This window comes from Nocardioides sp. REDSEA-S30_B4, assembly GCF_001627265.1.
Classification (GTDB): domain Bacteria; phylum Actinomycetota; class Actinomycetes; order Propionibacteriales; family Nocardioidaceae; genus Nocardioides.
Window position 1 is genome coordinate 1 of sequence record NZ_LUPI01000036.1, and the last position, 13,606, is coordinate 13,606.

The window sequence follows — 13,606 nt, forward strand, 5'->3', positions numbered from 1 at the left end:
GGCGAGGACCGATCGCCGGGGGCCGCCGGCACGGGGCATCGGGGGGTCGAGCCGGTCGCGCACGTCGGGGACCGGGTGCTCGCGGCTCCACGGCGGGCCCAGCGGCAGGTGCAGCGACCGGAGGGCCGCCCGGGCGGCGTCGGCATCGACGGGACGCCGGGCCGGGTCGGGGTGGCGCAGCGCGCTGAGCAGCGGGGCCAGCGGACCGGGCGGCACCGGCGCGGCCGGCCCGGAGCCGGTGAGGAGCTGGGTGCCGACCACGCCGGCGGCGTACAGGTCCTGCGCAGGGGTGGCGGGGCCGCCGTGGAGCAGCTCGGGCGGGAGGAACCCGTCGGTGCCCACCGGGCCGGGGACGCGCGTGAGGCGGCTGTCGCCGGAGACCACCGCCACGCCGAAGTCGGCGAGCAGCAGCCGGGGACGGCCGGTGCCGGTGGGCTCGAGCAGCAGGTTGGCCGGCTTCACGTCGCGGTGCACGACCCCGGCCCGGTGCACCGCGGCCAGGGCGTCGAGCAGCTGGTCGAGCAGGGCGGCGGCGTACGTCGTGGGCAGCGGGCCGTGCTCGGCCAGCAGGTCCTCGACCGTGCCGCCGCGGACCAGGCGGGTGGCCAGGGCCACCCGGTCGTCCTCGGCGACCCACCCGACGGGGGCCAGGACGTGCGGGTGCCGCACGCGCACCGCCTGCTCCCGCACGAAGCGCAGCAGCGTGGCCGACCCGGGGTCGTGCTGGCCGAGGACCTTCAGGGCCACCTCGTCGCCGGTACGCCGGTCGACGGCCCGCCACACCGAGCCCATGCCCCCGCTGCCGAGGTGCTCGCCCAGGAGGTAGCGACCGCCGACCAGGCGGTCGGGGCTGCGACGACGGCGGGTGAGCGGGAGCATCGACGCGGGTCCTACCCCGGTCGGGGCGCTCGCACGCGTGCCGGGACCGGATCACGCGTGCGCGCGGGTTGGGAGGGTGCCCCGCGCCGCTGGTAGCCTGCCCCGTCCCTCTCCGCAGGTCACCGATGGCCGTCGGGGTGGACACCGCCGGCGTCGTCCGGCGGGACGCAAGCCCTCCTGCCACGGAGAGACCGTGGCCGCTCTAGTCCAGAGGAGGTGGAGACCGCTTTGCGTGCATATGAAGTCATGGTCATCCTCGACCCGAGCCTCGAGGAGCGCACGATCGCTCCTTCGCTCGAGAAGTACCTGAACGTCGTGACCAAGGACGGCGGCTCTGTGGAGTCCGTCGACGTCTGGGGTCGTCGTCGTCTCTCGTACGAGATCAAGAAGAACGCCGAGGCCATCTACGCCGTCATCACGCTCAACGCAGAGCCGGCCACGGTCAAGGAGCTCGACCGCCAGCTGACCCTCAACGAGGCGATCCTGCGCACCAAGGTCATCCGCCCCGACGCTCGCTGAGGACCTCCGGGCCGGCCTCGGTCGCGCCCGGTCCCTCGGTCGTCTGTGGATGACCCCTGTCCGTTGTCGGTCCCTCGCGAGAGGATCGCCGGGACAACGACATCGGACACACCGCGTCGGTCCCACCCGGACCGCACACCAACACGTTGGGAGACACCCCATGGCAGGCGAGACCGTCATCACGGTGGTCGGCAACCTCGTCGACGATCCCGAGCTGCGCTTCACCCCCTCCGGGGCGGCCGTGGCCAACTTCCGGATCGCGTCGACGCCGCGGAACTTCAACCGGCAGACCAACGAGTGGGAGGACGGCGAGGCGCTGTTCCTGTCCTGCTCGATCTGGCGGCAGGCCGCGGAGAACGTCGCCGAGTCCCTCCAGAAGGGAATGCGCGTGGTCGTGCAGGGTCGGCTCAAGAGCCGCTCCTACGAGACCCGCGAGGGCGAGAAGCGCACCGTCATGGAGCTCGACGTGGAGGAGGTCGGTCCGTCGCTGAAGTACGCGACCGCCAAGGTCACCCGCACCACCCGCCAGGGTGGCGGGGGTGGCTTCAACGGCGGTGGCGGCGGTGGCGGCGGCTACTCCGGTGGCGGCCAGGCACCGGCCCAGGGCAACGACCCGTGGGCCACGGCTGGTCCCCAGGGAGGCGGCCGTCCCCAGGGCGGCGGCGGTGGCCAGGGCGGTCAGGACCCGTGGGGGGCGCCCGGCGTCTCCGACGAGCCGCCGTTCTGATCGAGCGACGCACCAGCTCCACCTGAAGCAATCCGCAATTCGTTCCTCAACCATTCCGACCCGGTAGCCACTCCGGGACGGGCTTCTAGAAAGGAAGCACCACAATGGCCAAGGCAGTGATGCGCAAGCCCAAGAAGAAGGTTTGCCAGTTCTGCAAGGAGAAGGCGACCGGTGTCGACTACAAGGACACCACCCTGCTCCGCAAGTTCATCTCCGACCGCGGCAAGATCCGCGCGCGTCGGGTCACCGGCAACTGCGTCCAGCACCAGCGCGACGTGGCGACCGCCGTCAAGAACGCTCGTGAGGTGGCTCTGCTGCCCTACACCTCGACCGGTCGCTGAGAAGGGGGCTCGAGAAGATGAAGCTCATCCTGACCCAGGAGGTCACCGGTCTCGGTGGCCCCGGCGACGTCGTCGAGGTGAAGGACGGCTACGGCCGCAACTACCTCGTGCCCCAGGGCGTGGCGATCCGCTGGACCCGTGGCGGCGAGAAGACCGTCGAGTCCATCAAGGCGGCCCGCAGCTCGCGTGCCGTCCGCGACCTCGGCCACGCCGAGGAGGTCAAGGCCAAGATCGAGGGCCAGACCGTCAACGTGTCGGTCAAGGCCGGCGAGACCGGCCGTCTCTTCGGCGCCGTGACCGTCGCCGAGATCGCCGCGGCGATCAGCGAGGCGACCGGTGAGTCCGTCGACAAGCGGACCATCGCCGTCGACCACGCCGTGCGCACCCTCGGTTCGCACCAGGTGACCGTGCGCCTGCACGAGGACGTCCTCGCCACCGTGGCGATCAACGTCGTCAAGGCCTGACGCACCCGCAGCACCAGCACAGAGCCCCCGCCCGGTGGTCCGGGCGGGGGCTCTGTCGTCGCTGGGCGGAAGCGGACCGACTCGGTTGTCGGGCTGGGTCTCGACACGCCGGTCGCGGCTTCGTCCCTCAGTCGCGCGGCTCGCTGGACCCGCTCGGCGTCGTGCGTCGGCGGGGCCGATGGCTGGCCTTGCCGCGTCCGACTGGTGTCTCGACACGGGCGTCGCGACTTCGTCCCTCAGTCGCGGCCCTGCTCGACCCGTTGACCCACGGTGCCCGCGGCTGCGCCGCGGGCACCTGGTCAACGCATCATGATGGCGTCGACGGCGACCGGCTTGTTGCGCGAGTAGGTCCGGAACTTCAGCTTGCCGGTGAAGGACTTGCTGCTCTGGTTGCGCAGGATCACCACGGCTTGGCGCTCGACCGTCTTGCTCTTGATCTTGGCCTTCTGCCACGAGCCGCCGGGCACCTTGTACTTGAGGATGCCCACGTCGGGCCGCGTCGTGCAGATCAGGCGCACCTCACGCACGTCGGTGCCGCGCACCGAGAAGCGCGCGTTGAACCGGGTGGTCTCGATGTAGGAGCCACCGAAGGCCTTGCGTGAGGAGGACTCGCTCCACTTCTTGTTCTTGGGCTTCTCGATGTCCGCCGGCACGGTGAACTCGGTGGTCGCGGGGTCGGGGTCGACGTTGCCGGCGGGGTCGGTGGTGCCGACGCTGAGCGTCTTGGTGCCGGCGGAGAGGTTCTTGAAGGTGGTGTTGCCGTTGGCGCAGGGGAACACCTCCTCCTCGATCAGGCACGTGTAGGACACGTTGCCCTCCGACGCGGCCAGCCGGAAGGTCGGGCTGTCGGTGGTGAGCATCGGCAGCTCGGGGGTCTCCGCGTCGTACGGCGTGTTGAAGATGTAGGTCTGCGGCGCGCGCGTGTCGACCTTCACCACGGCGACCTCGGCCGACTCCTGCACGTCGGGCAGGTCGGTGTCGGCGGGCGAACCGGGGATGAGCGGGTTGGTGCTCGGGTCGTCGGTGGCGTCGATCTGACGGTCGGCGGCGTCGAAGGCACGGACCTTGAAGGTGTAGGGCACCGACGTGGTGTCGGCGAGGTCGTCGTAGGTGACCGGGCTGGTGCAGCTCGTCCAGGACGTGGGCTCGGCGGCGGTGGAGTAGAACTGGCACTCGAAGCCGATGACGTCCTGGTCCTCGTCGAGGTGGGCGCCGCTGAAGGTGAAGGTCAGCGAGTCGGTCGCGACGTAGCCGCCGTTGTTGGGGGCCGGCGTGATGCTCTCCAGGGTCGCCTCGGGCGGGACCTGGTCGTCGCAGCGTCCACCGGGCTGGAGGAACGGGATGGGTCCGGCGCCGGTCTCGACCTCGGTCAGGCAGCCGTTGGCGGCGACGGCGGCCGGAGCGAAGGTGACGGGCAGCAGGGCACCCAGCAGCGCGGCGGCGGACACGGCGGCCGTGACGGTGGCCGGTCGGCGCAGGCGAGGGGTACGGGTCATGGTGGGGGGTCCTCGGGGGTCGGGTGCAGCGGTGCCGGGCGGTGCGTGGCCGCCTCTCTGCCAGGTCAACGGGGCAGGACCGTCTCAGGCTACGAAGCCTGGCGGGATTTCGGGTGGGAATGGACTGCGTCCGCTGGTCGGTCGCCTGATCGACGGGCGGTGGACTCCTCAGGTTCCCGGTCAGGTTCCCGGTCAGGCTCCCGGTCAGGCTCCCGGTCAGGTTCCCGGGATCGCGCGGGGGCGGCCGCCCGCCCAGGGGGCGCGGGCGCTCGTCAGCGTGAGCACCACGAGCAGGACCAGCGCCAGCGTCGCGCACAGGACGGCGATGCCGGCCAGGGCGTCCGCGCCGGCGCCGAAGACCAGCACGGGGAGCACCGCCGCGCCGACCACCAGCGTCTCCGCGGTCGCGAACCACGCGGCGCGCGACCCCTCCTCCGCGGCGCGGGCGGCGCGGCGCAGGCCGTCGGCGAGCAGGAACAGGTAGGCCAGCTGCGGCAGGCTCAGCGCCCAGGAGAGCGACTCGTCGGTGTCGGCGACCCGCTCGGCCACCCCGGGTGGCCAGATGACGGCGGAGGCGACGAGCGCGAGCGCGGCCGCGACGACCATGGCGTCGCGGCGGTGGATCTCCCGGGGCAGGGCGAGCGTGCCGAGGAGCACCAGCGCCCAGCCGATCGGGTCGGGGAGCAGGTCCCAGCCGTTGCCGTCGACCACGAGGGCCACGATCACCAGCCCGAGCGCGACGGGCTGCAGCGGGATCATGCGCGCACCCTACGGGCGCTCGTGGGCCCCCGCCGCAGGCGCGTCCCCGAGGACCAGCCAGCGGTCGCCGCGCGCCCGCAGGACGAGGACCAGGCACCGGGTGCCGATGAAGACCGCCCCGAACACGGCCCACACCGCGACCAGACCGGTGCCGCTGCCCAGGAGGAGGAGCACCGGGGCGTAGGCGAGCAGCACCAGCAGGCCCGCCCACGCGAGGTAGACGCCGTCCCCGGCGCCGATGAGCACGCCGTCGAGGACGAAGACGACCCCCGCGACGGGCTGGAAGAGGGCCGCGGTGAGGAGGACGGGGACGAGGAGGTCGTGGACGTCCGGGTCGGAGGTGAAGACGGGTCCGAGCAACGGGGAGGCGGCGGCGAGGCCCGCGCCGGTCAGGACCCCCGACCACAGGCCCCACCGGGTCATCCGGGCGGTCAGTCGCCGGGTGGTCCCGGCGTCACCGGCCCCGAGGGCTCGGCCGGTCAGGGCCTGGGCGGCGATGGCGACCGCGTCGAGCACGAACGCCAGGAAGGTCCACAGGGTCATCGCGAGCTGGTGCGTGGCGATGCGGGTGGCACCGGCCGCGTCGGCACCGGCACCGCTGGCGACCACGTAGGCGGTGAGGACGATGGCGGCGCGCAGGGTGAGGGTCCGGACGACGAGGGGGACCCCGGTCCGGGCTGCTCGGGCGACACCGGCGGGCGAGGGACGCAGGCGGGCGTCGTGAGCACGGGCCCCGCGGACGAGCACCCCGACCAGGGCCGCCGCCATCGCCGACTGGGCCAGCACCGACCCGATCGCCGCCCCGGTGACACCCCATCCGACGCCGTGCACGAGCACCACGTTGAGGGCGAGGTTGCCCAGGTTCCCGACCACGGCCACGACCAGGGGCGTACGGGTGTCCTGGAGCCCGCGCAGGACACCGGTGACCGCGAGGACGACCAGCAGCGGGGCCGTCCCGGCGAAGGAGACGGCCAGGTAGTCCACGGCGTGCTCCTCGACGGGGCCGGTGACGTCGAAGAGCCCGACCAGCCAGGGGGTCAGCGCGATGCCGGCGACGGTCACGACCGCGCCGATGAGGACGGCGAGCCAGGTGCCGTCGACGCCGAGGGCGAGCGCACCGCGCTGGTCGCCGGCGCCGAGGCGCCGGGCGACGCCGGCGGTGGTGCCGTAGGCCAGGAAGATGCACAGGCCGACGGCCGTCTGGAGGACCACGGCTGCGACGCCGACGCCGGCGAGCTCGGCGGTCCCGAGGTGCCCCACGACGGCTGCGTCCCCGAGCAGGAACAGCGGCTCGGCGACCAGGGCGAGGAACGCGGGGACCGCCAGGCGCAGGATCTCCCGGTCGGTCTCCGACCGCACTCTCACGAGCCCCTCCCGAGCAGCAATAGTCCGAACGGGCCAGGTGCCGATGGCCCCGGTGGAAAAGTCGCCGAAACTGTGGGAAACCTACCCGGGGGTCGTCCGTGTCGACATACCGACCGGCGACGTCCGGGTGACGAGAATGTGAACCGGATCACCACGAGAAAATCTTCTGTGCACAGCTGTGAGGGGACGTCTTCCCAGGTCAGAGGTCACATACGACCGGTATGGGACTCGATTTCCACAGGACTGTCCCCATCCTGTGCACACGGATCCACCGGTCCTCCACGGGGTCTCCCCAGTTATCCCCAGGGCCTGTGGACAAGGTGCTTCCCGCGAGGGGCTACCGGCACGTACGTTCGCGCGGTCGCCGGGGCTTCCTCCCCGCGTGCCCACCCTCGGTGCGCGGCTCGGCCGGAGCCGTTGTCGGCGCTCGGTCCTAGCCTCGACGCCACGACCCAGCACCAGCCTCAGACCCAGCCTCAGACCCCCCAGAGAACTCAGCCAGGGAGCGCGCGTGAGCATCACCGAGGACCAGCACGGGCACCTCGACGAGCCTCCCTTCGAGGACTGGGGCGACGGCCCGGTCTCCTACGCGCCGGGCGAGCGGCCGACCAAGCCGGGCGACCGCACCCCGCCGCAGGACATGGCCGCCGAGCAGTCGGTGCTCGGCTCGATGCTGATCAGCAAGGACGCCTGCGCCGAGGTCTCGGAGGTGCTGCGCGGCACCGACTACTACCGCCCGGCCCACGAGACGATCCACGACGCGATCATCGACCTCTACGGCCGCAGCGAGCCGGTGGACATGATCACGGTGGCCGCCGAGCTGCAGCGACGCGGCGAGCTCGAGCGCATCGGCGGTGCGCCGTACCTCCACACGCTCTCGGCCAACGTGCCGATCGCCGCCAACGCCGGCTACTACGCCGAGATCGTCCGCGAGAAGGCGATCCTGCGCCGCCTGGTCGACGCCGGCACGCGCATCGTCCAGATCGGCTACGCCGGCGAGGGCGAGGTCGACGACATCGTCGACCAGGCACAGGCCGAGGTCTTCAAGATCGCCGACAAGCGCGGCGGCGAGGACTACGCGCCGCTCTCGGACATCATGGACGGCGTCCTCGACGAGATCGAGGCGATCGGCAACCGCGAGGCGGGTCTCTACGGCGTGCCCACCGGCTTCGCCGACCTCGACGAGCTGACCAACGGTCTGCACTCGGGACAGATGATCATCGTCGCGGCGCGTCCGGCCATGGGCAAGTCGACCCTGGCTCTGGACTTCTGTCGTGCGGCGTCGATCCACAACAACCTGAGCAGCGTCTTCTTCAGCCTGGAGATGACGCGCTCGGAGATCACCATGCGCCTGCTCTCGGCCGAGGCGAAGGTGCCGCTGAACCACATCCGCAACGGCAACATGGGCGACGAGGACTGGACCAAGCTGGCGCGCAAGATGGGTGAGGTCTCCAGTGCGCCGATGTTCATCGACGACAGCCCGAACATGACGATGATGGAGATCCGGGCGAAGGCGCGCCGCCTCAAGCAGCGCCACGACCTGAAGCTGATCGTCATCGACTACCTCCAGCTGATGACCTCGGGCAAGAAGGTCGAGTCGCGCCAGCTGGAGGTCTCGGAGTTCTCCCGCCAGATCAAGCTGCTCGCCAAGGAGCTCGAGGTCCCGATCATCGCGCTCTCCCAGCTCAACCGTGGCCCCGAGCAGCGCGGCGACAAGCGGCCGATGATGAGCGACCTCCGCGAATCGGGGTCGATCGAGCAGGACGCCGACATGGTGATCCTGCTCCACCGCGACGACGTCTACGAGAAGGAGTCGACCCGCCCCGGCGAGGCCGACCTGATCGTGGCCAAGCACCGCAACGGCCCGACCCGTGACCTCACCGTCGCCTTCCAGGGGCACTACAGCCGCTTCGTCGACATGGCGCACTGAGGGCGATGTCGATGTCGAGATGCAGCGGACTTTTCCAAACCGACGCAACATCTTTTCAACACTGGATCACTAGACATTGCCTTGAGGTTCACTGGTGGCGACGACGACTCAGATTCGGCCGTTCGATGACGCGACCGTGACAGCGGTCGCGAAGGCGATCGGTGATCTCTACTCCGGAACGGAGCTGTCGCAGGTGCTCACCACAGCGAAACTGGCTGACCCTGACGGCGAAGGCACCACGAAGTGGAAGCGGCTGTACAACGCCCTCGCCGCTCACCAGAACCAGCACGGGAATGGGAAGGCCACTGTTGCGCTGATCAGTACGGCGATGGCGCCGACTCGGACCCTGGATCGAATCGACAGGGCCGCGGTTGCGCGGGACACACTGAGCCGGGTGCTCTCGCTGTCCGGGCTCGGCGTCGGCAAGGACGGCCGGGTCCACCGGGCCCCGCAGGCACGGACCGACACCGACGCCCACTCTCGGGCGACTCGGCTGCGAGCTCGCCTTGAGAGTCGAGGCATCCACACGATCGTGTTGAGCGGCATCAGGGACGAGTGGCTGCGCACCGACTACTACGACGCGGTCTTCGAGTCGATCAAGCTGTTGGGTCATCGCCTGCGCTCGATGGCCGGCCTCGACCTGGACGGCCACAAACTCGTCGACGCAGCTCTGTTGGGCTCAGCTCCGAAGGTCCTCCTGAACGCCTACGTGACCGCGACCGAGAAGAATGAGCAGCGTGGTGTCGCGTCCCTGGCGCAGGGGCTGTTCAGCTCGATACGGAATCCCCAGGCTCATCAGCCGCGATCGGTCTGGACAATGGACGAACAGGATGCCCTCGACGTGCTCGGGACGCTCTCCCTGATCCACAGGCGGCTTGATAGAGCGACGCTGCGTGGTTAGATCGCTCGCCGGTTCGTCGGCGTCGTGACGGCTGCCAAGATGGCTCCTGACACTGTCAGCGAGTGAAGGACGCGCGTGCCACCGAAGAAGAGGGCCCAACCGGCGAAGAGTCTCGAGGCGACGCTGTGGGATGCGGCGGACGAACTGCGCGGCAAGATGGACTCCGCCCAGTACAAGCACGTCGTCCTCGGCCTGATCTTCCTCAAGTACGTCTCGGACACTTTCATGGTCAGGCACCGCGAGCTCGCGAGGCTGGTCGACGATCCTGAGTCGGACTACTTCATGCCGAACGACGCGGCGAAGCGGTCGGTGCTTGAGGATCGCGACGAGTACACCGCAGAGGGTGTCTTCTGGATCCCTGAGGGCCACCGCTGGGACGACCTTCGCAAGGCGGCGAAGCAGCCGGACATCGGCAAGCGCGTCGACGACGCGATGGAGGCCATCGAGCGGGAGAACCCGACGCTCAAGGGCGTCCTGCCGAAGAACTACACCCAGCGTGAGCTGAGCCCGGAGAACATCGGCGGCCTGATCGACACCTTCTCTAGACAGGACCTCGCTGCTGAGGAGTACAAGGGCCTCGACGTGCTCGGCCGGGTCTACGAGTACTTCCTCGGCCAGTTCGCCTCCAACGAGGGCAAGAAGGCCGGTGAGTTCTACACGCCCCGCTCGGTCGTCGAGCTACTCGTCGAGATGCTCCAGCCGTACCACGGGCGCGTGCTCGACCCCGCCTGCGGCTCCGGCGGCATGTTCGTCCAGGCCGACAAGTTCGTGGCCGCACACGGCGGCAGCCGCAACGACCTGTCGGTCTTCGGTCAGGAGTCGAACCCGACGACCTGGCGGCTTGCGAAGATGAACCTCGCTCTGCGTGGCATCGAGGGCAACTTAGGTCCGGAGTGGGGCGACTCGTTCCACAAAGACGCCCACGCCGACCTGCGCGCCGACTTCGTCATCGCGAACCCACCTTTCAACGACAGCAAGTGGGGCGGCGAGCGGCTGCGCCAGAACGTGCGGTGGAAGTATGGCGTTCCGCCGGTCCAGAACGCGAACTACGCCTGGCTCCAGCACTTCCTCCACCACTGCGCGCCGACCGGCACCGTGGGCACCGTCCTCGCCAACGGCTCGCTGTCGAGCGAGCAGAACGGCGAAGGTGAGATCCGCAAGGCGATGGTGGAAGCGGACGTGGTCGAGTGCATCGTCGCCCTGCCGCCCCAGCTCTTCTACGGCACCGCTATCCCGGTCTGCCTGTGGTTCCTGACCAAGAACAAGGCAGGTCTGGCGAACGGAACGAAGACCCGACCACGGCAGGGCGAGACGCTCTTCATCGATGCTCGGCAGGTCGGCTTCATGGAGACCCGGACCCTGCGGGCGTTCTCCGAGGCCGACGTCATGCTGATCGCCGACACGTACCACGCGTGGCGCGGCAGCGAGACGAGCGCGGGTCAGGAGTATGCCGACGTGGCGGGCTTCTGCCGCGCCGCCACTACCGAGGAGATCGCCGAGCACGGCTACGTCCTCACGCCCGGCCGTTACGTCGGCAGCGAGGCCGCCGAGGACGACGGCGAGCCGGTCGACGCTAAGATCGCCCGGTTGTCCGAGGAGATCCGCGACGGATTCAAGAAGCGCGAGGAACTCCAGGCCACGGTCCTTTCGGCGCTCGATTCGCTGGTGGTCGCCGATGAGTGATCGGGTGCTCGGCGATCTCGCCGACCTCACAGTCGGTCATGTCGGCCCAATGGCCTCCGAATACGTCGATGAGGGTGTTCCGTTTCTTCGATCGCTCAACGTGCGGCCGTTCCGAATTGACCTCGATGGCGTCAAACACATCTCCGAGAGCTTTCACCAGCGACTTGCGAAGTCGGCCCTCAAGCCCGGAGACGTCGTAGTCGTGAGAACCGGCGCTCCCGGGACCGCTGCCGTAGTCCCAGCGTCGCTGCCCGTCTCGAACTGCTCCGATGTCGTGATCGTCAGGCCCGGCCCAGATCTCGACTCGCGCTACCTCGCGTACCTGATCAACAGCGTCGCTCGGGGATACATCGACTCTCGGACGGTCGGCGCTGTGCAGCAACACTTCAACGTCGGCGCTGCGAAGGGGATCCCTATACCCGCGGCCACGCTCGAGGAGCAGCGGCGGATCGCCTCAGTCCTCGGCGCCCTCGACGACTTGGTCGAGGTAGAGGAACGCGGAGCCGCACAGGCCGACGAACTTTGGCGTGCCGTCCTAGCAGCGTCACGCCACGACAAAGAGTCTGTTCCGCTGTCGTCGCTCGCATCGTTCGTCAACGGAAAGAACTTCACGAAGGGCGGAGGCGCCCATGGTCTTCCAGTCATCCGCACCCCAGAGGTTCGAAACGGGCCAACCTCATCGACGGTGCGTGCTGACGTGACGGCTTCAGCGGAGAACCTGGCGGATCCGGGCGACATCCTGTTCGTATGGTCGGGCAGCCTGCTCGTCTCGCGGTGGCGATGGACCCAGGGGCTCGTGAACCAGCACATCTTCAAAGTGATCCCGAACGTGGGCGTCCCCGACTGGCTGGTTCTCTGGGCTATCGAGGAGTTGATGGAGGATTTCCTCGGTCTCGCAGCCGACAAGGCCACGACGATGGGGCACATCAAGCGAGCGGACTTGGACCGAGTGGTCAATGTCCCGGAGCGGTCGGCCTGGGAAGACCTCGAGGCGAAGATCCGCCCGTATTGGGACGAGGCACTGTCAGCACAGATGCACGCATCAGATATCGCCGCAGCCCGTGACGAGCTCCTGCCGCTCCTGATGTCAGGTCGGCTGCGCGTGTCTGAGGATCTGGCGGTGCTGTGATGGTCGGGCCGACCGAGGACGAGCTTGAGCGCTGGGTGTTGGAGATCCTCTCCGAACTTGGGTGGACTCACGTCTACGGTCCAGACATCGCGCCTGGTGAGCCCGGTGCTGAACGCCGCGACTACCGCGACGTCGTCCTGACGGGCCGCCTGTCCTCGGCCGTCGCCAAGCTGAACCCGCAATTGCCGCCGGACGCCGTCGCCGACGTCGTGAGCACTGCGTTGCGAGCGGAGTCGCCGCTCATCGAGACCGAGAACTGGAACGGCTACCGCTACCTCATCCAGGGCGTCCCCGTGGAGTACCGCGACGAGCAGGGGGCGCTGCGCAGCGACCGCGCATGGCTGATCGACTGGGAGCACCCGAAGAACAACGACATGACCGCGATCAACCAGTTCAGCATCACGGGGCCGAAGAAGACCCGCCGGCCCGACATATTGCTGTTCGTCAACGGCCTGCCGCTGGCCATCTTCGAGCTGAAGCGTGTCGGCAAGACCTATGCGCGGGTCGACGGGGCGTTCCGGCAGCTGCAGACATACCGGAGCCAGATCCCCGAGGTCTTCAAGTGGAACCAGATCGCGGTCGTCTCCGACGGTATCGACGCCCAGGCCGGATCGTTCTCCGCGCCCTGGAACCACTGGGCTTCCTGGAAGACGATCGACGGGGCGCGCCGCGACCCCCGCAACGTCGAGGGGCTCCGGATCCCGCGCATCGAGGTTCTGACCCGGGGGATGTTCCGCCTCGACGTCTTCTTCGACCTCTGCCGCAACTTCATCGCGACCTTCGGCGAGGGCACCGAGACCCGGAAGGCGGTCGGGAAGTATCACCAGTACTGGGCGGTGAACAAGGCGGTCGCGCAGACGCTGGAGTCGGTCGAGACCGACGGCCGGATCGGCGTCGTGTGGCACACGCAGGGGTCGGGCAAATCGCTGGAGATGGCGTACTACGCCGGCAAGATCATGCGGCATCCCGGCATGGAGAACCCGACGGTCGTCGTCGTCACCGACCGCAACGACCTCGATGACCAGCTGTTCGATGAGACTTTCGCGCCGACCAAGCCTGGCTCGCCGCTGCCGGAGACGCCGGTCAAGGCAGAGTCCCGTGCCCACCTCAAAGAGCTGCTAGCCGGTCGAGAGTCGGGCGGGATCATCTTCACGACGCTGCAGAAGTTCGGCCTCACGAAGGAGGATCGTGACGCTGGGCGGAGCTTCCCGCCGCTCTCGGATCGACTCAACATCGTGGTGATGGTCGACGAGGCTCACCGGTCGAACTACGACCTGATCGACGGGTTCGCCCGAAACGTTCGCGATGCTCTGCCTCAGCCCTGATCCACCGGTGAGGATTCGTCATCGGTGATTCTGGTGGATCGCGACGAGGTTCGCAGTGTGGGCGTGGGTGAGCTGCCGGCCGGTGCCG

Annotated in this window: 13 protein-coding genes; 9 read left to right on the plus strand and 4 right to left on the minus strand. The window is 69.1% G+C overall.

The window, feature by feature from the left end; translation table 11 throughout:
- On the minus strand, nucleotides 1–879 hold an 879-nt coding region (locus A6R01_RS09020; protein WP_292605114.1), incomplete at its 3' end, for a serine/threonine-protein kinase.
- A gap of 228 nt (nucleotides 880–1,107) precedes the next feature.
- On the opposite strand from A6R01_RS09020, the gene rpsF reads away from it, so the two are divergent.
- The 4 genes from rpsF (at nucleotide 1,108) to rplI (ending at nucleotide 2,930) form a co-directional block, all read left to right on the plus strand.
- Nucleotides 1,108–1,398: a 30S ribosomal protein S6 gene (gene rpsF / locus A6R01_RS09025; protein ID WP_292605124.1), complete on the plus strand. Its 291-nt coding sequence runs from the start codon at nucleotides 1,108–1,110 to the stop codon at nucleotides 1,396–1,398.
- A 160-nt stretch (nucleotides 1,399–1,558) separates the two neighbouring features.
- Entirely contained in the window at nucleotides 1,559–2,125 is a 567-nt protein-coding gene (locus A6R01_RS09030) for a single-stranded DNA-binding protein (RefSeq protein ID WP_292605115.1), read from the plus strand.
- Nucleotides 2,126–2,229: 104 nt separating this feature from the next.
- Nucleotides 2,230–2,466, plus strand: a complete 237-nt coding sequence (rpsR, locus tag A6R01_RS09035; RefSeq protein ID WP_154612378.1) for a 30S ribosomal protein S18 — start codon at nucleotides 2,230–2,232, stop codon at nucleotides 2,464–2,466.
- Between the two features lie 17 nt (nucleotides 2,467–2,483).
- On the plus strand, nucleotides 2,484–2,930 hold the full coding sequence (rplI, locus tag A6R01_RS09040) for a 50S ribosomal protein L9 (protein WP_292605116.1): 447 nt from the start codon (nucleotides 2,484–2,486) through the stop codon (nucleotides 2,928–2,930).
- A 299-nt stretch (nucleotides 2,931–3,229) separates the two neighbouring features.
- Here the strand turns inward: rplI and A6R01_RS09045 are convergent, their stop codons facing one another.
- The 3 genes from A6R01_RS09045 to A6R01_RS09055 form a co-directional block, all read right to left on the minus strand.
- Nucleotides 3,230–4,426, minus strand: a complete 1,197-nt coding sequence (locus A6R01_RS09045; RefSeq protein WP_292605117.1) for a hypothetical protein — start codon at nucleotides 4,424–4,426, stop codon at nucleotides 3,230–3,232.
- A 216-nt stretch (nucleotides 4,427–4,642) separates the two neighbouring features.
- Nucleotides 4,643–5,185: a hypothetical protein gene (locus A6R01_RS09050; RefSeq protein WP_292605118.1), complete on the minus strand. Its 543-nt coding sequence runs from the start codon at nucleotides 5,183–5,185 to the stop codon at nucleotides 4,643–4,645.
- 9 nt (nucleotides 5,186–5,194) lie between these two features.
- Nucleotides 5,195–6,550: an MATE family efflux transporter gene (locus tag A6R01_RS09055; RefSeq protein ID WP_292605119.1), complete on the minus strand. Its 1,356-nt coding sequence runs from the start codon at nucleotides 6,548–6,550 to the stop codon at nucleotides 5,195–5,197.
- 511 nt (nucleotides 6,551–7,061) lie between these two features.
- On the opposite strand from A6R01_RS09055, the gene dnaB reads away from it, so the two are divergent.
- The 5 genes from dnaB (at nucleotide 7,062) to A6R01_RS09080 (ending at nucleotide 13,518) form a co-directional block, all read left to right on the plus strand.
- Nucleotides 7,062–8,480 carry a replicative DNA helicase gene (gene dnaB, locus A6R01_RS09060; protein WP_292605120.1) on the plus strand — a complete coding sequence of 473 codons (1,419 nt, stop codon included), beginning with the start codon at nucleotides 7,062–7,064 and terminating at the stop codon, nucleotides 8,478–8,480.
- A 94-nt stretch (nucleotides 8,481–8,574) separates the two neighbouring features.
- A complete protein-coding gene (locus tag A6R01_RS09065) occupies nucleotides 8,575–9,381 on the plus strand; it encodes a TIGR02391 family protein (RefSeq protein ID WP_292605121.1) in 807 nt (268 codons plus the stop codon).
- Nucleotides 9,382–9,456: 75 nt separating this feature from the next.
- Nucleotides 9,457–11,064 carry a class I SAM-dependent DNA methyltransferase gene (locus A6R01_RS09070; RefSeq protein WP_292605122.1) on the plus strand — a complete coding sequence of 536 codons (1,608 nt, stop codon included), beginning with the start codon at nucleotides 9,457–9,459 and terminating at the stop codon, nucleotides 11,062–11,064.
- A 4-nt stretch (nucleotides 11,065–11,068) separates the two neighbouring features.
- Nucleotides 11,069–12,193: a hypothetical protein gene (locus tag A6R01_RS09075; RefSeq protein WP_292605123.1), complete on the plus strand. Its 1,125-nt coding sequence runs from the start codon at nucleotides 11,069–11,071 to the stop codon at nucleotides 12,191–12,193.
- Nucleotides 12,193–13,518, plus strand: coding sequence for an HsdR family type I site-specific deoxyribonuclease (locus A6R01_RS09080; RefSeq protein WP_292605125.1), 1,326 nt, complete (start codon nucleotides 12,193–12,195; stop codon nucleotides 13,516–13,518). Before A6R01_RS09075 ends, A6R01_RS09080 begins: the two co-directional genes overlap by 1 nt.
- The last annotated feature ends 88 nt before the right edge of the window (nucleotides 13,519–13,606 follow it).